Genomic DNA, 20,446 nt, shown 5'->3' with positions numbered 1-20,446 from the left:
GCGGCTCGCCGTCCCCGAGCATGCGGGTGTGGACAAGCGCGCGGGCCATGCCTACGGGGCTGTCCCCCGCTAGATCTGCGGTCCCCCGGCGGTGGGCCCGCCGGGCAGAGGCTCACCGTCCGTTCCTGGCTGGCTGCGCCCGCGGATCTCGGCGAGCATCCGATCGACGTGGCGGCCGGCCCGGCGGCGCTGGTGGTCGCGTTCGCTGGCGCGCATGAGGTCGTCGACCCCCGTGGGTTCCGACGGTGCAGGGTCGGCGTCGTCCTGCGGGGCGCCGGTTGGGGCTGCGGGTTCGGCCACGTTGTTGTCCTGCGGCGCGACGGCCTGCATCTGCGTCTCGATGTCGGTGAGCCGGCCGCGTGCGTCGACGAGCGCGTCCGCGTGCTTGAACGGCTCATCGAGACCCGCCCTGGCCGCGTCCAGCGAGTGAGCTGCGCGCTCGCGTTCGTCGCGCCGGCCGGCAAGGTCCGCCGGCATCTTCTGCAGGCGGTTCTCGATCTGTCGAACGATCCCTACCCCGCTGGGGTCGAGGTCGTCGACGGGGATGGCCCAGGTCGTGCCGGGGGCGTCCTTGATGGAGAGCATGAGGGCGGCGGGCCGGCCGAGGCTCGCGCCACGGGCGGCCGCGGTGATCGTGTGGCCGCCGATGCTCGCGAGGTCGCCCATCGGGACGTCGGCGTCGCGCCGGGCGCTCAGCAGCGTGTGGGCACGCGAGCGGACCCAGGTGCTGATCTGGGTGCCGGCGTCCGAGCGGGCCTGGACCGCGGGGGCTCCGGCAACGCTCATCGTGAACGCGTCGCCGGCGGTGTCATGGGTGGCGGCGACGGCGCGCTCGAGCAGCGGGATGTCCCGGTCGGCGGTGGCGACGGTCGCCTGGCTGCCGAGGATCGTCCGGTTCAGGCCGGCTCGCTGTTGGTGCCAGGCCCGCTCGAGGCGCTCCAGGCGCAGGACGTCGGCCGCGGCCTGCTCGCGTTCCATGACGAGCGGGTCCCCGGACGACAGGGCCTTGACCTCCCCGAACGACAGCGCGGTCTCGCCGATGTCCTCGATCTCGCGCACGTCGAGGCGCCCGCGCATGATCTGCGCGATGAACTTCGCCTTCCGCTCCACAGTCTGCCAGGAGTACGCATCAAACGAGCGCTCGACGACCCACCGGTAGATCTGCACCTCGGGGTTCTGGTTGCCCTGGCGCAGGATGCGCCCGTCGCGTTGTTGGAGGTCGGCGGGCCGCCAGGGGCAGTCGAGGTGGTGCAGCGCGATCGCGCGGTCTTGGATGTTGGTCCCGACGCCCATCTTCGCTGTCGACCCGACCAGGACGGATACCTGCCCGCTGCGGCACGCAGCGAACAGCCGGCCCTTCTCGACGTCGTTCTTGGCCTCGTGGATGAACCGGACCGACGACCGGGTCAGCCCGTGCCCCACGAGCTGGTCGCGCAGCTCGTCGTAGACGTTCCAGCCCTCGCGCGGGGTCCCGAGGTCGCTGAACACGATCTGCAGGGCGCCGGGTAGCGCGGCCGGCTCCCCGGTCGCGGGGTCGAGGTAGACGCGGTCGGCGTTCTGCCGCCAGATCGCGGCGATCTTGGTCGCCGCGGCCTCGATCTTGTTCCCCGGTGAGCGGGGTGCGCCGGTCAGCCGCATGTCGAGCGCGGCCTTCCGGCCGTCGGACGAGATCAGGAGCATGTTGTCGGTGCTGACGTCGACCGCGCGGGCCCGGACCAGGTCGGCGCGCTCACCCAGGTGCTCAACGTAGGACACGAGCTGGGGCGAGGGGTCGAGCACCACGTTCGTCGCGCCACGCTGCCCGTCGGGCCGCAGCGCGAGGTCCGGGGCGGGCAGCTGCAGGTCCTCGGCGGTGCGTACGTCCGCGGAGGTGTGCCACATGCGCAGCATCTCCGGGACGTTCTGGAAGCGCGCGAACCGGGTCTTCTGCTTGAAGCCGCCGGCCACGCCCATCTCGATCTCGGTGACGGTCTGCCCGAACGTGGCCGCCCAGGCGTCGAAGTCCTTCACGCCGGCGTCCGCGAGGAGGTCGGGGCGCAGGTACCGCTGCATGACGTGTGCCTCGGTCACGCTGTTCGCGATGGGGGTCGCTGTCGCCACGGTCACGACTCGCTCGCCGTGGCGCGAGCGCAGGTACTCGAGCTTCATGTGCAGGTCGGCTGCGCGCTTGGACCCCTCGATCGTCGCGTCCGGGATGTTCGAGGCGGTGCGCAGGTTCTTGTACTCGTGGGCCTCGTCGACGATGAGGTAGTCGATCCCGGTCTCCTCGAAGGTCAGACCGGCGTCCTGGACGCCGTCGAGCTTCGCCTTGAGGCGTTCCTCGTCGGCGGCGATCTTCTTCTCCAGGCGCTTGACCGTCAGGCCGCGCCCGCCGCGTTCGCTCATCGCCTCGAGCTGGGTGCGCAGCTCGTCGAGCTCGGTGGTCATGTACGCGGACTGCGTGGCGGCCGAGACGGGGACGCGTTCGAACGCTCCCCGCGTCATCACGATGGCGTCCCAGTCGCCGGTCGCGGCGCGCGCGACGAACAGGCGGCGCCGGTCGCGGGCCAGGTCGTCGCTCGACGCCGCGAGGAGCCGCGCCTGGGGGTAGAGCTGGAGCCACTCGCGGGAGAACTGCTCGAGCATGTGGTTGGGGACGACGACGGCGGGCTTGGACACAAGGCCGAGGCGTTTGAGCTCCATCGCGCCCATGACCATCTCGGCGGTCTTGCCTGCCCCGACCTCGTGGAACAACCCGACGGCCGGCTCGCTGATCATTCGGGCCACGGCCGTGCGCTGATGCGGGCGCGGGGTGAACGTGCGGACCAGGCCCGGCAGGGTCAGCCGCTCGCCCTCGGCCGTGTAGTCGCGCAAAACGATCGAGTTGAACGTGCGGTTGTACGCGGCGGTCAGCCGGTCGGCCCGCTCGGGGTCTTCCCAGACCCAGTCGGCGAACCGCTCCTGCAGCTCGGTCTGCTTGGCACGTGCGGCCTCGGTCTCGGTGGCGTTCAGGACGCGGCGGTCGTCGATCTGGTCCATGACCTGTACGACGCGCTGCTCGAGCATCGCCTTGAAGATCGCACCGGCTGGCGCCCTCTCGGTGCCCCACTGGCTCGTGGCCGCGACGCCGTACTTGCCGCCGTCGACGTCCCACATCGAACCGCCGCCGTGCTCGACGGTGACGTACCGGTCCCCCAGGGTCTCGCGCAGGAACTGCTGATGGGTCTCCGAGTCGATCCATGCCGCCCCGACCCGGGGCACGATCTCGCCCTGGCCCAGCGGCGTGGGCATCACGTCCTCGAGCGCGTCCACGTTCACGCGGTACGCGTCGTCCGCGGCGGCCGCGGCCCGTGCGGCGTCGAGCTTGATGGCGATGTTCCCCGACAGGTACTCGGGCGCCGAAACGAGCTGGCCGGTTGCGGTGTCGTCGTAGACGAGCTGGCCGAGCTGGGCTCGGGCGTCGTCCTCGGTGGTCCCGAGCAGGTGGGCGACGCGCTCGAGGTCGACCCGGCCGACGGAGTCGAGCGTGATCGCGAGGGCCTCGTCGGCGGTGTCGGCGCCCAGCGCTGGGGTGCGCGGGACGACGACGCGCTGGCTCATGATCGCGGCCGGGGTGGCACTGCTGGTCGCGTCGTCGTAGTTCTCCAGCGCGTACACGAGCGGGGAGAACGGGTCGCGTCGGAAGATCTGCATGACCGGTGGGCGCACGCGCGCCATCCGGGTCTCGCCGGTGGCCTCGTCGACGCGACCGGTCGAGCGCAGCGTCGCCCGGTTCAACGGGCCGTAGGTCGCGGCGTACGTCTCGTACCGGGTCTTGAGCGTGGCCCGCGCTGTCTCGACGTCCGCGGTGTCCTCGAGCGTGCTGGCCTCGAGGCCCAGCAGCTCCTTGGCGGCGTCGCGTAGTCCGATCAGGGCCGTGAGTTCGCCGGTCTGGGTGCGCGGCACGGTCAGGGGCTCGTGGAGTCCCGACGCCAGGATCGTGAACGTCCCGTCGTCGCCGGCGGTGAGGTGGCCTTCCCACTGCGCTTCGTCGGGAGCGGCTGCGCGCACGTGCTCGCGGCCCAGGGTCACGGTCTCGTCCCGGTCGGCTTGGACCAGGCCGTCGGCGATCGCGCGGGCGGTGATCCGCTCGAGTGCGCCGGCGGCGTCGACGCCGGCGCTCGTGAGGTCGCCGCGCACGTTGAGCGTCTGCTCCCCGTACATGCCGTGTCCGACCTCGTAGGTGCCGAGCACGTTCTCGGGGTGGTCGTGGAAGTAGTTGTTGGTGTGGACGATGACGTCGTCCACCTTGTGAGCACCGACGGTCTCCCAGGTCTCGTCACGGACGGGCTCGCCGTCCAGGCGGCGGCGCAGGATCAGCAGGTCGGTGACGACGTCGGTGCCCGCCGCGCGGCGGTGGGCTCCGCCAGGAAGGCGGATCGCGCCGACGAGGTCGGCCATCTGGTTCAGCTCGCGTCGGGCGGCGGGGTTCGAGCCGTCCATCGTGTACCGGGACGTGAGGAACACCGCGAGGCCGCCGGGGCGGACCATCGCCACGGACTTGATCAGGAAGTGGTTGTGGATGCTGTGCTGGCCTCGGTTGTGCACCGGGTCGTGGAGGGTGACGTCGGCGAACGGCACGTTCCCGATCGCGGCGTCGAACCACCCGGTGGGGAACCGCGTGGTGGCGAACGACTCGCCGCGGATCTCGGCCTGCGGGTACAGGGCGGCGGACAGTTCGGCGGAGATCGGGTCGAGCTCGACCCCGGTCATCTGCGCGCCGGCGGGCGCGAGGCCGATGAAGGTCCCTGCCCCGGAGCCCGGTTCGAGGACGCGGCCGCCCGTGAACCCGAGCCGGGTGAGGGCGCCCCACATCGGGGCGATGTAGGCGGGGTCGGTGTAGTGGGCGTTGATGGTGGTGCGCCGGGCCGCGGCCCACTGCTCGCCGTCAAGCTGTGCGCGGACCTGGCTGCGAAGGTCGTCCCACTCGGTGTTGCGTTCGTCGAAGACCTGCGGGACCGCGCCCCACGCGGACCACTTCGCGAGGATCTGCCGCTCCATCGCTGTGGCGGCGCGGCCCTGCTCGCGCAGGTCCGCCAGGACGCCCAGGGCGGCCAGGTTCGCGCGGACCCTGGCCTTCGCGCCGGACGGGGCCAGGTCCTCCTGGGTGATCCCGTCCAGCCGGTAGGCACTGGGGCCGGCTACTGCTCCAGCTCGTCGTGGACCTGCTGCCACGTCCTCGACAGCATCTGGTCCACCTCGCTCGGCTCCTGCTCGTCGTCCTCGTCCTGCGGCGTCTGGCTGTAGACCAGCTCGTCCAGGGCGACCTCCTCCGCCTGCAGCCGGGCCGCGTTGAGTCGGCCGACCTTCTCCAGGTACGTCTCCCCCACCTGGTCGCTGCCCGCCAGCGCGTCGCTCAGGGACAGGACCCGCTCCTGGATCTCCTCCCCCAAGGTCGAAAAGAACGCCGTCGGGTCCGTCATCTGCGCGACCTCCTGCGGACGGTGCTCCGTCCAGTACTGCTGCGCCCGCGTCCCGTACCCGTTCATCACGCTCACCTTCGGCCTCACCCCAGAGGAAGTCGTCGAACGACCCCTGCCCATCGATGTTGCTGCTCCAACGCTTGCGCGCCACCCACGCCCCCTCGGCAGTCCGGTTTCGCGCGAGACTCTAGAGCATGCCAGCCGGTCGGCCCCGTAGGTGCAGCGGCCGTGACGGCCCTCGGCGTGCTGGTGGTGGTGCATCGTCATCCCCCTGGTGTTGGTTCGCCGGCTAGATCTGCGGCCCGCCGGCGGTGGGCCCGCCGGCCTCGGGCGCGTCGTCCGCTCCCGGCTGGTTGCGGCGGCGGATATCGGCGAGCATCTCGTCGATCCGGCGCTCGGTGGTGCGCTGCTCCTGACGTCGGCGTGCGCCCTCGAGGAGCGAGTCGAGACGCGAGCTCACCCCGACCTGGGCCGGCTGCTCGGCCCCCGGTTGCCCCCATCCCGGTGCGTCGACGTCCCGTGCTTCGACGGTGCCGAGCGCGGTGCGTGCGGCACCGTAGGCGGCTGCCTGCTCGCCGCGCACGCCTTCCGCGCCGCCGAGGACCTCGGCGCCGGTGATCCCGTACCGGTCGCGGTAGGCGACGATCTGGCGCACGGCCGCGTCCCACTGGTCACGGTCCGGGCCGTCTGCGGGCGGCGCGGTCAGGTGCTCGCGCGCCCACGCCGGCGCGATCGCGGCGACGTCGTCGACGAGTCGGTCGAGACGCTGGGACATCAGATCGGCCTGCCTGCTGAGCCATGCGGCGACCTCGGGGTCGGTTTCGGACGCCGGGACCTCGACCGGGACCGGGGTCTCGGGTGCGTCGAGGGTGGCGGTCATGACCTCGTCGGTGATGGTGTCGGCGTCGAGGCGGTCCGCGAGCCGGTCGGCGAGGTAGGCGTGGACGCCAGGCATCCCGGCTCGGCCGAGGTGCTCTCCAGCGGTGGTCGCTGCCTCGCGCAGCGCGTACACCCGGCCCTCGATGGTGTCGAGGTCGTGGGCCTCGACGACGCGGTCGAGAGCGATGTGCGTCAGCGGCGCCGCGGAGTCGACGCGGTCTGCGAGCTCCGCGCCGCGGTGGTCCTGGACCATCTGTCCGGGGTCAGCCCCGTCGGGCAGGACCACGCCGCGCGCGGCCGCGGCCTCGGTCGGGGTGAGCATCGTCCAGACCCGGGCGGCGGCCTTGCAGCCGGCGGCGTCACTGTCGAGCGCGACGACGAGGTCGGACAGGTCACGCCCGGAGGCCCGGCGCAGCGCCTCGAGGTGCTGGTCGGTGACCCCAGTCCCGCACGCGGCGACCGGGACGACGTCGGGGACGGCCTGGCGCATTGCGGCGACGTCGGTGGGGCCCTCGACGAGCGCCGGCCGCGCACCGTCGGCCAGGCGCGCCCGGGCCACGGGGTCGAGGCCGAACAGGATCTCGCGCTTGCGGTACGCGATCGTCTCGGGGGTGTTGAGGTACTTCGGGGCCTTCGGGTCGTCCACCGCGGGGTTGAGACGCGCGGTGACGGCGACGACGTCGCCGGCCTCGTCGCGGATCGGGAACACGACCCGGTCGCGGAACCGGTCGACGACGCTGCCCTTGCGGGTCTCGGTCGCGACCCCGGCCGCGAGCATGTCCTCGCGGCTGTACCCGGCATCCGTGAGCGCGTCGACGAGCCCGGTCCACCCGGCGGGTGCGACGCCGTACTCGGCGTCGCTGATCCCGCGGCCGGTCATGTAGTCGCTCGCCCAACTCTCGGTCTCGCGCTGGGAGGTCCACCACGCCCACGCGGCCTCGTTCACCTCGACGACGCGGGCGTACACGCCCGGGTCGACGTCGGCCGGCAGGGTCGGGTCGACGTAGCTCTGCGGGATGACGACGTCGGGGGCCGGGGTGATCCACGACGGCAGGCCGCGGGTGTCGAGGTCCTGCAGGTCGGGGACACCGACCCGGTAGTGGAGCACCTGGGCGAGCGACCGGGCGTCATCGAAGTCGCGACGTCCGGCGGCCGCGTCGAGGACCTCGGCGACGTCGGCGCCGGCGGCCTCGTGCAGCGCGAGCCGGTGCGCGAGAGCCGGCCAGGCGTCGTCAGCCAGAAGCTGGTCGGCCAGGTCCGGGACGGTGGCGCGTACGACCTGCTCGAACCGCTCGGCCCGGCCAGGGTCGAGGAGCCGGGCGTACGCGTCCTCGTACGCGGGCACCAGGCGTGCGAGCGAGGCGGCCTGGTCGTACTCGGCCTCGATCGTCTCGGCCGCGGAGATCTCCGCGCCCTCGTGCTCGACGACGCCGCGCAGGACCTGGATGACGGCCTGCTCGGGAGTGGGCTGCTCGTGGACGTCGACGTCGAGGACCTCGTCGACCACGACGTACAGACGGTTGGCGTCACGGCCGCGGGTGACCGCGGTGTAGAGCTGCTCGCGGGTCGTCGACGGCTCGACGAGCGTGTGCGAGGTGTCGACCGTCATGCCCTGCACGCGGTGGATGGTGGCCGCGTACCCGAGCTCGACGTGCTCGGCCACGTACGCGGCAGGCAGGGTGACGCGCACCCCGGTCACGACGTGCTGGACGCGCAGGTGACCGTGGCGGCCGCGCTCAACGACATTCCAGAGATCGCCGTTCTTCACGAAGTCGGTGGACTTGCGCCCGCGCAGGCGGCGGTCGTTCTGGCGGGTGACGATCACGTCACCGGCTCCGGCCCGGGTGCCGTTGTGCAGCTCGACGCCGTCGGCCTCGACCTTGCCGTCGGTGACCAGGTCCAGACGTGCCCGGGCAGACAGCGAGTCGACGTCGGCGTTGCTCGCCGCGACCATGATCGCGGTCCGCCCGGCCGCCCGGTCCGCAGTCCAGGCGGCGTAGACGTCGTCGAGCATGTCGTCACGAGTCCCGCCGACGGTGCGCCGGTTCTCGACGTAGTAGGCCAGGCCGCGGTGGTCGCCCTCGCGCAGGAGCAGCGAGGCTGCCGCCTGGGCCTGGTCGGCGAATCGGTGCACCTCGTCGAGGTGCGCGGTGCCGGCCTGCTGGTCGATCAGACGAAGCGCGCCGCCCGCGGACACCGCAGAGAGCTGGGCGGGGTCGCCGAGGAACCGGACCGTGGCGCCGTGGCGCTGAGCGAGGGCCAGGACCTCGTCGAGGTCGAGGGTGCCGGCCATGCCGGCCTCGTCGACCAGGAGCACGGTGCGCTCGTCGACGCGCAGCTCGCCGGTGATCTCCGCGTCCGCCGCCTCCGCGCGCCGGTGTGCGTCCAGGAGCTTGTGCAGGGTGTCCGCGTGGGTGCCGAGCTCGGCGCCCAGGACAGCGGCCGCGGCCGCGGACGGCCCAAGCCCCAGAACCCGCCCGCCGGCACGCTGGACGGCATCGGCGTACGCCTTCATCGCCGTGGTCTTGCCGGCGCCGGCCGGGCCGATCCCCGTCTCGAGGACGTGCCCGCCGCGCGCGAACTGCACCACCATCGCGCGCTGCCCGGCGTTGAGGCGGGTCGCGCTGATCGCCTGCTCGAGTGCTGCGGGGTCGCCGACGAGACCGCCGTCGGTCTGTGCGGCGCGCACGAGCCGGTCCTCGGCCTCGAGGACGTCGAGGCTGCTGTACCGGTCGGTGCCGTGGATGGTGTAGATCGACGCGCCGTCCGCGCGGCGCATCACCTCCGGTGCCTCGTTGAGGTCCGGAGGGGTCAGGTCGACCGACGCCGTGGTGACCCCGGCCGCGATGACGTCGGCGAGGTCGTGCACGTCCAGGCCGTGCGCGACGGCGTGCTCGCGCGCGACCCGGTTGGCCTCCGCCTCGACGTGGAACCGGGTCCACGTCGAGCGGCGCTCGGCGAGGTTCCGCATCGCCTGCCGCACGAGCTCGTCGACCGGGACGACCTCGCGCGCGGCCGGGGCCCGGTGCACCGCGGCGCGCGTCATGCGGTCGATCGCGTCCGTGCTGCCGAGCGTCAGAGCGGCGGTGTCGCGCCACTGTCCGAGCCGCTCACGTAGGGAGACGATCCCCTCCTTGGCGCCGCGGGTCTCGAGCGTGGCCTGCTGGGCGAGGCGGAACTGCATCGCCCTCGGCGCCTCGCGCCCGTGCTGTTCGCGATATTCCCGCAAAAGGCGCTCGTACACGTCCTCAATTGCTGCGCGTCGGGTCGAAAATGCGTCGCGCACGCTTTTTTCGATCCCGTCGATCTCACGCACGCCCTGCTTGCCGGCGCCACGCGTCTCCTCGACGAATTCGACGCCCAGCCGGTCGTGCAGCTCGGCTTCGATGTTGGTGTTGTAGCGCTCGGATGCCGCGACCCCCAGGGCATGCAAAACACGTCCGTCAATGGAACGCCATTTCCCGTCCACGCCCATCACCTTGTTGGAGACCGCGACGTGGGTGTGCAGGTTCGGGTCCCCGGTGCGCGAGTCGAGGTGGTCGAACGCCGCGGCGGTCAGGCCGTGGGTGTCGATCTGCGCGACCCCGCCCTGCCCCACGCGGGTGAACGCGCCCTCGGCCTCGATCCACGCCAGGGCCTCGCACCAGGCCGCCTGGTGGGCCTCAGTGATCTGCTGTCGGGTGTACTCGTCCCCGAGCCCCCACAGAACCGAAACTGACTTAACGGGCGTGAATACGAGGTCGTAGCCCGCGACGGGCTGGCGGTCTGCCATGCCGCGCGTCGCGAGGTAGCGGGCCCGTTGAGCGTCCGTCGGCGCCTTGCCGTCGTGCTCTGCCGCGTACATCTCCCCCGCGACGTTCCATCGGATCAGGTCGCGCTCGACCCCGACCTCGGGCAGCCGGTCGCGCTCCGCGTGGAACGTCGCGTACGCCTCCTGCACGGCGTCGTGGAAGTCGTCGGCGCCGGCCTTGAACTCGGGGAACTTCCGGCCCAGCCGGACGGCCTTGAGCGCCTCCTCCGGGCTCGCGCCGGCAGCGATCGCCGCCGCGGTCAGCTTCTCCGCGTCCGGGTGCAGCCCCTCACCGAACAGAGCCTTCATCTGGGCCTCGGTGACGTCGCCTGCGACGCCGAGCTTTTCGAGTCCACCACCCACCCACTGCCCCGGCGGGTTGCCCTGCTGGACGTAGTAGTCGGTCAGCGTCTGCCCCGGGTCGCGGGGCGTGTCCTGAGTCGCGACCTGCCTCGTCAGGTAGGTGTAGCCGTCGCCGGCGTGCAGCACGTGGACGGTCATCGTCACGGCTGCTCACCCCCTCGAAGACTCCCCCGCCGCGCGGGGCCACAGGGCCAGTCTCGCCGACCCTCACACTGGAGTGCAAGAGGTGTGTCCATCGTCTCTGCTCTGGCGATGAGGTGGCGCTTCGCCTAGGGTTCTGCTGAGGGACGTTCGTGCTGGTCGATCGGTTGGGATGGGGGTGCTGGGCGTGGGGTCGACGTCGGATGTGCTGGCTGGGCGTCGTCGAGCTCGGCTTGCTGCACTGCGGCGGCTTGCTCGGTATCTCGATCCTGCGGGCATGGCCGGCGCCGACGGCGCCGACGCGGGCATGGCCGGCGCCGACGGCGTCGAGCCCGACGACGGCACGGCTTCTGACGGTGTTAGGTCCGGTGATGGGTCCCGCGGTGGATGACGCCGGTCTCCTCGCGGCGGCGCGCGACCCTCACGTGCGGGCGCGGTTCGACGCCAAGGTGCGCCGCGTCGACGAGCTCGACTGCTGGCTGTGGACCGGGGCGATCTCCGGGCAGGGGCACGGGCGGTTCTGGGTGCGCGACGGCGTCGTCGTGATCGCACACCGGTACGCCTACGCGGCCGCGCTCGAGATGAGCTGCACGACGCTGCCGGCCGTACTCGCGCACCGGTGCGACAACCCGCTCTGCCAGAACCCCGGGCACCTCTGGGCGTCGAGCGCCGGCGAGAACCGGCGCGAGTGGATCGCACGTCGGGACACCGTGGCTGGGCCGCTGCGCGACCGGCGCGGCGCGCGCGGCCGCGCACGCGCGGTCCGGGACGCAGCGAAGGCCGGCGCCGACATCACCGAGGTGATGAGCGCCGGCCTCAGGCCGGTCGACCGCGACCAGGGGTCGCTGTGGTAACTACGCGGCGGCCGCGAGGGTGCTGATCTCGTCGGGTCGGAAGCCCGACCACGCGCTCCCCCGCGACCACGATGGGCGCCTGCAGGAAGCCCAGCTCGCGGACCATCTCGAGGGCCTCGAGGTCCACGGTGACGTCCACGACGTCGTACCCGATTCCCTTCTTGTCGAGCGCTCGCTTAGTCGCCTCGCACTGCACGCATCCAGGCTTGCTGTAAACGACCACGGTAGCCATTTCTCCCCCTCGGCTGGCCAGCCTTCTTTCTGCTTCCAGTCTAACCGCGTGCCGCCATTCTGACAACACATGTCAGCGCTATCTTCTTGTACTTCCATCGCCTTACCTGCGGCTATTCGATCGGCACAATTCACGCCGCTAGCGCGCCAACTCTGGGCGCGTTGTTCTTCACCTCTAGAGCCCGCATTTCCATGCCTCGCAGCTGGTCGGCTACTGCGAGGCACGGGCGCTCAGGCGCCAGCGGTCAGCGCCGCCATGGCCTTCGCCCGCCACCGCTGCCCAGACCGTGCGGACACCGCGCGCCCGCGCTTCGTGAGCGCCTCTGCCAGCGCCGCACCGGACATCTCCGGGTCCGCGCGCACGACCTCGACGGCGGCCGCGAGCATGTCCGAGCCGTCGGACACCTGCGACGCGACCGGCGACGTCACGCGTTCGGACGCCTCGCGCGCCGCCGCGGCCCGACCCCGTCCGGACACCTGCTCGACGTCGTCGGACACCCCCGTGCCGGGCCGTCCGGACACCTCGCGGGACACCCGGAGACCGGACACCTGCTGTCCGGACATCTCAGGGCGGACACCGGACCCCTCCCGGCGGGCACCGGACACCGCGACCGTCCGGACACCGGACAGCGGGTCGACGATGGTCGCGGCGGGCAGGTGGTCGATCTGTCCGACGGCGGCGAGGACTTCGGCCAGCGTGGGCCCGGGCGGGCTGGTTCGGAGGGCTGCGAGGTAGGAGCGGTCGAGTCGTCGCCAAGAGCGCCGGCGTCGCCGGCCCTCGTCCTTTCCCGCGTCACGGAGCCGGCGCAGTGCGAGGGCCTCGCGGGAGACGGCGAGGTAGCGGCGGTCGCGCCGCACCTCGGCGAGGGTGCGTTCGGCCTGCTCGGCTCGGGCGGCGCGGAGCACGCGCTCCCACAGCCACGCGGCGACGAGCGGGGCAACGAAGCGCACAGCCGCGGCAAGGAACGAGCCGGGGTCCGTCGTCCAGCTCGTCGATCCGTCGGGTCGGGTGGCGACGAGCTCGTGGAGCCCAGCGAGAAGCCCCGACGTCGCGGACACGACCCACACGGCGACGGCGTCCGCGCCGCCCGGGCGGCCTGCCATCGCGGCCGCCCGGGCCAGGAGCGCGGACGCGATGAGCGCGAGCTCGAGGAAGGACGCGAGGCCGACGGCGACGTAGACCGGGAACCCGAGCAGGTCGACAGCGAGGGACAACATGCCCTCGGCGGCCATGATCGTCGGCACGGTCGCCGCGACAGCAGCGACGACGGTCGCCTGCCGACGTGCCCGGGTCGCGGCGTCGAGCGCCTCGCGGGCGGTCTCGTCGCGCCGGATGGCGCGCCAGGCGGTCGCGACGGCGCTCACCGGCCGGCCTCGCGGTAGGTCCCGGTGAGCACGGCCAGGGCAAACAGGTCCATGGCCTGCAAGTCGTCCTCGGTGAGCACGTCGTCGTGTGCGGTCTCGTTGTCAGGAATGATGGACATGGGAGTACCTCCAGTTGCGTTGGGGGTGGTCCTCGGCCTCGTCGGTGTTCCAGCACCGGCGGGGCCTTCTTCGGTTGTCGATGTCCGCGTGCTGCGGACGGTGCAGGCTCTCGCGGTCCGAGAGCCTGTGTCTAGTGCTCGGCTTGCAGAGCCGTGGTGACCGCCTCGCGCACGCCGGCGTCCTCGTTGAGCAGCGTCACCAGCACTCGCAGGACCTCGGCTTGGGTCACCCGCGTGCGCCCGAGGATGACCGCGAGCTCGTCGCAGTTCGCGCGGAGCTGGCGGTAGGCCGGCGGGGCGAGATCGAGCGAGAGACGGACCGGGTCGGGTCGCGGGTCGGTCATTGCGTTCCCCTTCAGGGCTCGGGTGTGCTGTCCTGCGATTCGACTCTAGCGTAAACACGTATTTACGTATATGAGTGACACGCCGTCGTGGTGCGGCAGTGTGAAGCGTCGGGCGCGGACGGCCAGGTCACCCGAGGTTGCCGAGGAGCCGGCCGACCTCACGTGCGAGCACCTGCGCGTCGATGCCCCCGCCGTCGCCCTTGGGGCGCTCGGGGCGGGGGATCTGTCCTCCGAGGACGCGGGCGAGCTCGGTTCCGCCCTCGTCGTCGTATCGGGCGCGCACCGTCGCGACGACGGCGTCCTGGCGTGTGAGCTCGCCGTCGGTGGAGGAGAAGTCGACCATGACGACGTCGGCCATCCCTGACCGGGCGGCGTGCCACGCGGCGGTGCGGTCGCGGACCGTCCACCAGCCGCGCGCCCACATGGCCTCCTGGACGCGGGTCCAGCCGTCGTCCTTGACGCCCATGCCGCGCAGGTAGACCAGCGCCGGCACGCGAGGCGGGCGCGGAGCGACGCCGTCGGGGCCGCGGCCCAGGATCGCCTGCACGCGTTGTCGGGGCGGTGCGGTCATGTCCGGGCGTCCGGCGAGGGCTCGGGCGGCGTCGGACACGGACAGGCGCCCGGAGCCGACGAGGTCGCGCACGAGCTGCTCGAGTGCGACCTGCGCGTGGTCGCGGCGGTCCTGGGCGTCGACCAGGAGTCTCTGCGCGGGCGACCAGGGGTCGACGGGCGACGTGGTGGTCATGTCGGGCCTGCCTTTCTGCTGGGCCGGGACGGGCCAGCCGCACGCGGCGGCTGGCCCGTCCACGGGGTGTCAGTGGTTGTCGAACGCGGCGACGAACCGCAGGTACTCGACCGTCCCGAGGTGCGATCGCGCGGCGACCGTCGCGCTCACGCCGAGCCGGCGGGCAGCCTCGGCGGCGGCGACCGCGAACATGACCCGCGCCCCCTCGTCGGCCTGGGCCTCAGCCCCGAACCGCTCGACGGCGTCGATCAGGTCCGCAATCGAGAGGCCGGCGACCACCGCGCGGGCGCAGGCGATCACGTCCGTGGTTTCGGGAGTGGTCTCGGGGGTGGGAGTCGTGGCGTTCATGTGGTGCTCCTCAGATCTCTGGTCGGGGACCATCTCCCCGTCGGTGTATGACCATCATACAGCCTGCATGGTGATCATGCAAGGTTGGGCCGGGGAGTCGCCGGCCCAGACTGCGCGGAGCGAAGCTACGAGACCCCGGCGCTGGGGGCCGCGCCCCCGACGGCAAGCCCGGCCCCCGACGGTCAGCCGGCCAGGGCGTCGCGCTGGACGTCGAGCCGGGCTCCGCACTCGCACCAGAGACTGTCGTCCTCGCTGGGGGACACGGGGTGCTCGACGTCGCCGCAGGATCGGCACGTGAACATGGCGCACGAGTTGCACAGGGTGTCGCGGTGGTCGTCGAGCGGACCCTGGCAACCCTCGCACACGGCGATGCAGTGGGGCGCGTGCGGCGCGTGCGGCTCGGCCAGGTGGGTGCCACACGATCGGCACTCGTTGTTCTCGCCGTACGCCTGCCTGCCGGCTCCGGCGATGCGCTGCGACGTGGCGTTCATGTGGTGCTCCTCAGATCTCTGGTCGGGGACCATCTCCCCGTCGGTGTATGACCATCATACGACCTGCATGGCCATCATGCAACCTGGCGGCCGTCGTCGACGGCGCGCGTGCCGGCGAAACTGGGGCTAATTTGTATCCGCGCAGGGCCGGTCGGTGTCCGCGGTGCTCCGCGACGCCGCGAGCGAGTACTTGACCCGGCACGCGAGCTAGGAGACCCCGCCGGCGCTCCGGGGTCAGCCAGCTACTTGCCCTTGGCGTCGTCCTTGGACGACGCGGCCTTCTTCTTCGCGGCCGCGAGCTGCGCCGCAGCCTTCTTCTGCGCGGCCTCCGCGGTCTTCTGACGCGCGGCGGCATCGGTGGCCCGCTTCTGTGCGGCGGCGGCCTGACCCTCGGCCTTCTTCTGGGCCGCGACCGCGTCCGCGGCCTTCTTCTTCGCGGCCGCGAGCTGCGCAGTCAGATCGGCGCGCACGTCAGTGATCTCGGCGGCCGCAGTGTCGGCGCGATCCCGGGCGTCAGCGATCGCGCTGTGACTGCCGATCGCGAGGACACCGCACCCGATGAGGGCGACCGCCGCGATCCCGGTCGCGGTCACAAGCCCCACCCGGATCGGCCGGCGTGCGGGCAAGGCGGGGGCCGCGGCCGTCGCGGCGGCCTCAAGCGGCGACGGCGCGACCGTCACGGGTGCTGGCGCCGACGTCGCTGCGTGCACCGGCATCGCCGTGCTGGCGTTCACCTCGACGACGGTCCCGTCGGGGCCGGCCATCACGCGCCAGGTCCGCTCTCGGTACTTCGCGACGAACTCGATCGGCTGGCGCTTGCTCCTCGCGGCCTCCACGATCAGTTCCATCGCCTGCGCCTGTGCAGCTTGAACGTCGGTGGCTGCTATCGGCTGGACCGCGCCGCCGACGGATACCTCGCCGGTCCCGTCCTCGTACAGCGTGACGGTCGCCTGGGCGGTCGTGCTCGTCATCGTGCCCTCTCCCCTGCTCTTGTGTGTCTTGCTGGCTCTCGTGTGTGGGGTGTTCAAGGTAGGCAAGCAACCCAAGTCAGTCAGACGGTCCCGGTCTGCTGGTACCTGTTCCATGCCTCGGCGATCAGGTGCTCGACGATGCCGCGCTGGGTCATGCCCGTCGCGCGGCGCAGTTCGTTGAGCTGTGCCTTCACCTCGGGTGCCATCCGCATGTACGTCGCGATCGTGGCTTGGGCATCGCCGGCTGGGGGCGGGAGCGGGGCGGGCGGTGGGCCTGCGGGTGCGGGGGTCTCGGCGGCTTCTCCGGCGGCGGAAGTGCTCGCGGTGACGCCGGAGGACCGCCTCTCGGCCGAGGGTGCGGGGGCCGTCGTGGGCGTGGGTGCCATCGGGTCACCAACGGGTGGCGCAATGCGCCGGCGCCGCGGCTCGGGCAGGTCGCTCATCGAGTCTCCCCCTCGCTGGATCGGTGCATCGGCCAGACCTGGTCGACGATGTCCCGGAACGCTGCGGCGACGAGCTCGCCGCGCGTGTAGTCGCCCCACCACACGCGCGCGGCACGCGCGGAACGTACGGCCACCCGCTCCGGCACCAGCGGCCGGAGCACGGGCAGTGCGGGGCCTGCGGCCGGGTCGTTTGGCGTCGGGCCCGCGTTGTCCTCCTCGAGTGCCTCGAGCGCATTCACGGCATCCCGTGTGGGGATCGTGTCCGGCCACCGGGTCAAGATGATGCCGACCTCGGCAACGTCAGGGTTCAGCGGTGAGAGCTGCTTGAAGCGCGCGGTGTTCCGGCGCGCCCACTCAACCCCCGACCGGCCATCCTCGTCGGGAGTCGTCGCATACAGAACCCGGTCCGATGCCGTGAGCGCACTCCGGATCAGGAGCCCGCCCTGCCTGTTCGGCGAATCGATGAGGACGACGTCGCGGTCCCACCCTGCGATAGCGCGTCGCAGGCGGAGATCTCCGTACTCCTGCGGTGAGCCCTCGAGAGCTGCGACGTCCCGCGACCCGGGCACAACGTCGATGCCCGAGTGCCACGGTGACGTGAGCGCGAGATCCGCCGCGGCGCCTGCAACGTCGTCCTGCCCGAGGATCGCTCCCACGTGCTCCCCCGGCGGGACCTCGACGTCGAGCCACGTCGTCACGGTCGCTCGCGGGTCGAGGTCGACAACGCCAACCTTCACTCCCCTGCCCGCGAGTTCGCGCGCGATCCCGACGGTCACGGTCGTCTTGCCGATCCCGCCCTTCTCTGACGCCACTGTCGTCGTATCCATGCCGACCATCCTCCTCGCTCGCTATCTGCCTGTCTAGCAAGCACGCGGGCTCGCTGCCTCGCTAGATAGATATATATCTAGCGCGCGCGCTAGGCAGCGAGCCTGCGGGCTTGCTGCCTGGCTACGGCTTCGTGGGCGAGGGCGGCGTCTTGAGGGCGTCAAGGGCTTCGCGCAGGCCGGCTACGACGCCATTCGCGGTGGCGGCCTCCTGCTGAGCCGCGGCTGCCCGCTGGTCAGCGTCCACGCGGGCGGTGCGCTCGCGCTCGACCTCGCCAGACAGCCGGTCGCGCTCGGCGGCCAGCGCCTCGAGCTGCGTCGTGGTCCTAGCACGGTGTTCCTCGAGCTGGGCGAGGGCCTGGTCGCGGGCGGTCTCGGCCTCGTCGACCTGCGCGGCGAGGGCGTCTGCGGCCTCCTGGGCCTCCACGACGCTGGCTTGCGCGGCCGCGGACGCGGACGCGTGCTCTTCGCGGGCCGCGGCAATGGCGGCGCGCCACAGGGCGAGGGTCGAGCGCTGCGCCGCCTCGGCGACGGGGGAGGGGAGGCCGGGCACCGGCTGCTCGCCGGCAGCCTTCTCCTGCGCCTTGGTCCACCACTCGCGCACGTACCGGCTTGCGTCGGCCATCGAGCACCGGGCCCGCTCGCGGACGAGCGCAACGCTCGGCCGCTTGCCGGTCTCGGCGAGCAGCTCGTCGGCCGCCTCGTAGACCCGAGTCTTGACGTCCATCGCGCTCCTTCTTCGTAATCGTAATCGCGTAAGACCAGAATACTACTATGTTACTACTGTCGCAAGGGATCGCGGGCCGGGGAGAGGTACCGGTACGCGCGGCCGCGCGCCGGAGGCGGCGATCTCGACGCCTGGACCTCGACGTTCGTGGAAAGGGGCGTCCGGAAGCGGCGCCGGGGGGACCCAACCATCCGCCACACCGGCCCCTCGGCCGACCCGACCAGCCGGTTCAGGCGGCCGGGGTCCAGCGGATGGTGCTCGCGATCGTCCAGTCCTGCGCCGCGGCGTCGTCGGGCGGGTACCACCACGCCTCGTCCGGGTCGTGGAGCGTCGTCGGGGGAGCCTCGCCGTCGTGCCGGCGCAGGTACTCGTGCCAGCGGCGCCGCTGGTCGCGATACTTCGCGATCTGTGCGACGACGGCCTCCTGGGCGCCGAGCTGCTCGGCGACGCGCAGCAGCCGCTCGGGATGAGCAACCAGGCGCGCGCTCACGCGCTCGAGGAGCCCCCACGCCGTCAGGACGTCGACCGCCTCGTGCACGGCGCGGCGCGAGATCCCGGTCGCGTCCGTGAGGGTGCCCACGGTGTCGCCCCGACCGGTCTCGGCGGCCTCGAACACCAGCGCAACGACGTGTCCGAGCGCGCGGAATGCCGGTCGGAGGGCGTGGACCTTGCCCTTATCCCACCGCAGGTCAGCGGCCCGTTCCTGCACGTCTGCTGGGATCGTCAGCTCGTAGAGGTCCGCGTGCTCCCCGCGACCTTCCTCGAGGCGGTCAATCCAGCCGGTCCGACCGAGCTCGTGCAGCAGGACCGAGACCGTCGAGGCATCCACTCCCGTGGCGATCGCCAGGGACCGCGTCCCGAACGCAACGCGCCGGCTACCGGTCTCGTGGGCTGCTTCCCCCATCGCACGCAGCAAAAACCGCGCGATGTAGAACCTCCGGCCAGGCAGGCGGTGCTGCTCCGTCATCCGGACCGCCGCTCGCCATGTCCGGATGAAGCCGTGCTCGTCCTCGCCCTGCCCCGGTAGACCCTGGCGGGCTCCCCCCTGTGACTGTTGGGCGCTTGTGTTGGATCTGTGCACAGTGTCATTCCCGCTGGTGGGGAGGGGTTTGCCGCGGCTGGCGGCGACGAACGTCGCCGCGTTGCGCCAGTCCTTGGCGAGAGCCTTGTGAGGGTCGCGGTAGCGGGCGTAGAGCGCGGCGAGTCCGGGCCAGCGGCCGTCGGCCAGACGGGCGGCGACGTCCTGCAGGCGCCACCCGGCGGCCGCGGCGCCCGCTACAACGGCCTGGCGAGCCTCGGAGGGCGACCGATACCGCGTGGCATCGTAGAAGCCCTCACGGGCGATCCTCGACAGCCTCAGCGACAGGCCACGGCCGGCGCCCGGTGCGGCCGAGGGCTCCGCGGCCTGGGCTGCGGCCGCGAGTTCGGCCCGGCGCGCGCGGCGGGCGACGATCTGCGGGGCCAGCTCCTCGCGCAGACCCGCGATCACCTGGGGCGGGTTGGGGCGGCGCAGCACGTCGACGGCGAGGTTGAGGCTCATCGTGAGCTGCTGGTGCCCGCCGGCCTTGTGCACGGCCCCGGGGACCCGGATGCAACCGGTCATCAGGGACAGGTGCGGGCTCGTGTCCAGGGTCGGCGCCGTGGCGGCCAGGGCCTCGACGAGCTCGACCGCCTCGTCGAACGGGAGCGGGCGAGCCAGAGGCACGTACAGGTGGCGGCCGCCAGCGGGGGAGCGGTCCGTCACGGCGCGCGCGCCGGCGCGCTCGAGGAGGACGGCCAGGCGGTCGGCGTCGGCGTCGACTTGGGCGCGGCCGCCACGCCCGACGTCGAGGTCCAGGCACAGTGCGCTGCACGTGCCGTCGGGGCCGTAAATCCGCACCGCCGCCGGGGACGACGGGAGAGCGATCGTCAGCGGCCGCTCGTCACGGCTGCGGTACTCGAGCCGGCCCCCGACGCCGCGGCGCCCGATCCGCACCCGGCCCTCGCCGACGTCGCCGCCGGCGATCGCCTGCGCGCACGCACGCCACTCCTCGCGGGCCCGCTCGACGTCGCAAACGAGCGCCGGAGAGACAGCCTTGTCATGCCCGGATTTGGTCGAGTGTCCAGAATGCGGTGCCTTGGCGTCGCCGGATCCCGGCGTGTCGGGGTACCCGGCGGTAGCGATGTCGCTAGCGGTGGTTATGATTGCTCCCAGAGAGAGACGTCGAGAGACGTCGATCGGGGCCTCACCACCTCCGCCGCCGCCAAGCAAACAGGGTGATGAAGCTTCTGACTTAGGCCCGGCCCCCTCAGGGGCCGGGCCGCTCTACTTTCTGCGGTTATGCAGGGATGTCGAGGGCCTCCTGTTGTTCGACCGGCCACCAGACAGGT

General features: G+C 72.1%; 15 protein-coding genes and 1 pseudogene. 1 reads left to right on the top strand and 15 read right to left on the bottom strand.

Annotation, left to right across the window (positions count from 1 at the left end):
* Window positions 1-69: 69 nt before the first annotated feature.
* The 3 genes from ACLQ14_RS17990 to mobF form a co-directional block, all read right to left on the bottom strand.
* On the bottom strand, window positions 70-5,193 hold the full coding sequence (locus tag ACLQ14_RS17990) for a helicase (protein ID WP_425815555.1): 5,124 nt from the start codon (window positions 5,191-5,193) through the stop codon (window positions 70-72).
* Window positions 5,160-5,507 (bottom strand): TnpV protein, encoded by a 348-nt coding sequence (locus ACLQ14_RS17985; RefSeq protein ID WP_425815553.1) that lies wholly within the window; start codon window positions 5,505-5,507, stop codon window positions 5,160-5,162. Before ACLQ14_RS17985 ends, ACLQ14_RS17990 begins: the two co-directional genes overlap by 34 nt.
* A 223-nt stretch (window positions 5,508-5,730) precedes the next feature.
* Window positions 5,731-10,611: a MobF family relaxase gene (mobF, locus tag ACLQ14_RS17980; RefSeq protein WP_425815551.1), complete on the bottom strand. Its 4,881-nt coding sequence runs from the start codon at window positions 10,609-10,611 to the stop codon at window positions 5,731-5,733.
* Between the two features lie 386 nt (window positions 10,612-10,997).
* Between mobF and ACLQ14_RS17975 the strand changes: the two genes are divergently transcribed.
* The gene (locus ACLQ14_RS17975) at window positions 10,998-11,468 is read left to right on the top strand and encodes a hypothetical protein (RefSeq protein WP_425815549.1); all 471 of its coding nucleotides are present in this window, start codon (window positions 10,998-11,000) and stop codon (window positions 11,466-11,468) included.
* Here ACLQ14_RS17975 and nrdH read toward each other — a convergent pair.
* The 12 genes and pseudogenes from nrdH to ACLQ14_RS17915 all read right to left on the bottom strand — a co-directional run bounded on the left by nrdH (window position 11,469) and on the right by ACLQ14_RS17915 (window position 20,051).
* Window positions 11,469-11,700, bottom strand: a pseudogene (nrdH, locus tag ACLQ14_RS17970) (glutaredoxin-like protein NrdH).
* A gap of 230 nt (window positions 11,701-11,930) precedes the next feature.
* Window positions 11,931-13,064, bottom strand: coding sequence for a hypothetical protein (locus ACLQ14_RS17965; RefSeq protein WP_425815547.1), 1,134 nt, complete (start codon window positions 13,062-13,064; stop codon window positions 11,931-11,933).
* Complete coding sequence (locus tag ACLQ14_RS17960) at window positions 13,061-13,183, bottom strand: hypothetical protein (protein WP_425815545.1); 123 nt, start codon at window positions 13,181-13,183, stop codon at window positions 13,061-13,063. The genes ACLQ14_RS17965 and ACLQ14_RS17960 overlap by 4 nt, the downstream gene beginning before the upstream one ends.
* Window positions 13,184-13,314: 131 nt before the next feature.
* Window positions 13,315-13,527, bottom strand: coding sequence for a hypothetical protein (locus tag ACLQ14_RS17955; protein WP_425815543.1), 213 nt, complete (start codon window positions 13,525-13,527; stop codon window positions 13,315-13,317).
* A gap of 127 nt (window positions 13,528-13,654) precedes the next feature.
* Window positions 13,655-14,272, bottom strand: a complete 618-nt coding sequence (locus ACLQ14_RS17950) for a hypothetical protein (RefSeq protein WP_425815541.1) — start codon at window positions 14,270-14,272, stop codon at window positions 13,655-13,657.
* 69 nt (window positions 14,273-14,341) lie between these two features.
* Window positions 14,342-14,620, bottom strand: coding sequence for a hypothetical protein (locus ACLQ14_RS17945; RefSeq protein ID WP_425815539.1), 279 nt, complete (start codon window positions 14,618-14,620; stop codon window positions 14,342-14,344).
* 182 nt (window positions 14,621-14,802) lie between these two features.
* Window positions 14,803-15,111, bottom strand: a complete 309-nt coding sequence (locus tag ACLQ14_RS17940; RefSeq protein WP_425815537.1) for a hypothetical protein — start codon at window positions 15,109-15,111, stop codon at window positions 14,803-14,805.
* Between the two features lie 242 nt (window positions 15,112-15,353).
* Window positions 15,354-16,082: a hypothetical protein gene (locus ACLQ14_RS17935; RefSeq protein ID WP_425815535.1), complete on the bottom strand. Its 729-nt coding sequence runs from the start codon at window positions 16,080-16,082 to the stop codon at window positions 15,354-15,356.
* An 80-nt stretch (window positions 16,083-16,162) separates the two neighbouring features.
* A complete protein-coding gene (locus ACLQ14_RS17930; RefSeq protein ID WP_425815533.1) occupies window positions 16,163-16,288 on the bottom strand; it encodes a hypothetical protein in 126 nt (41 codons plus the stop codon).
* Between the two features lie 233 nt (window positions 16,289-16,521).
* A complete protein-coding gene (locus tag ACLQ14_RS17925; RefSeq protein WP_425815531.1) occupies window positions 16,522-17,352 on the bottom strand; it encodes a ParA family protein in 831 nt (276 codons plus the stop codon).
* Between the two features lie 121 nt (window positions 17,353-17,473).
* Entirely contained in the window at window positions 17,474-18,076 is a 603-nt protein-coding gene (locus ACLQ14_RS17920) for a DNA-binding protein (RefSeq protein ID WP_425815529.1), read from the bottom strand.
* Window positions 18,077-18,305: 229 nt separating this feature from the next.
* On the bottom strand, window positions 18,306-20,051 hold the full coding sequence (locus ACLQ14_RS17915) for a MarR family transcriptional regulator (protein ID WP_425815527.1): 1,746 nt from the start codon (window positions 20,049-20,051) through the stop codon (window positions 18,306-18,308).
* Window positions 20,052-20,446: the final 395 nt, after the last annotated feature.

This window comes from Luteimicrobium sp. DT211 (assembly GCF_049844995.1).
GTDB lineage: Bacteria > Actinomycetota > Actinomycetes > Actinomycetales > Cellulomonadaceae > Luteimicrobium.
This window is presented reverse-complemented; position numbering and strand designations above follow the sequence as displayed.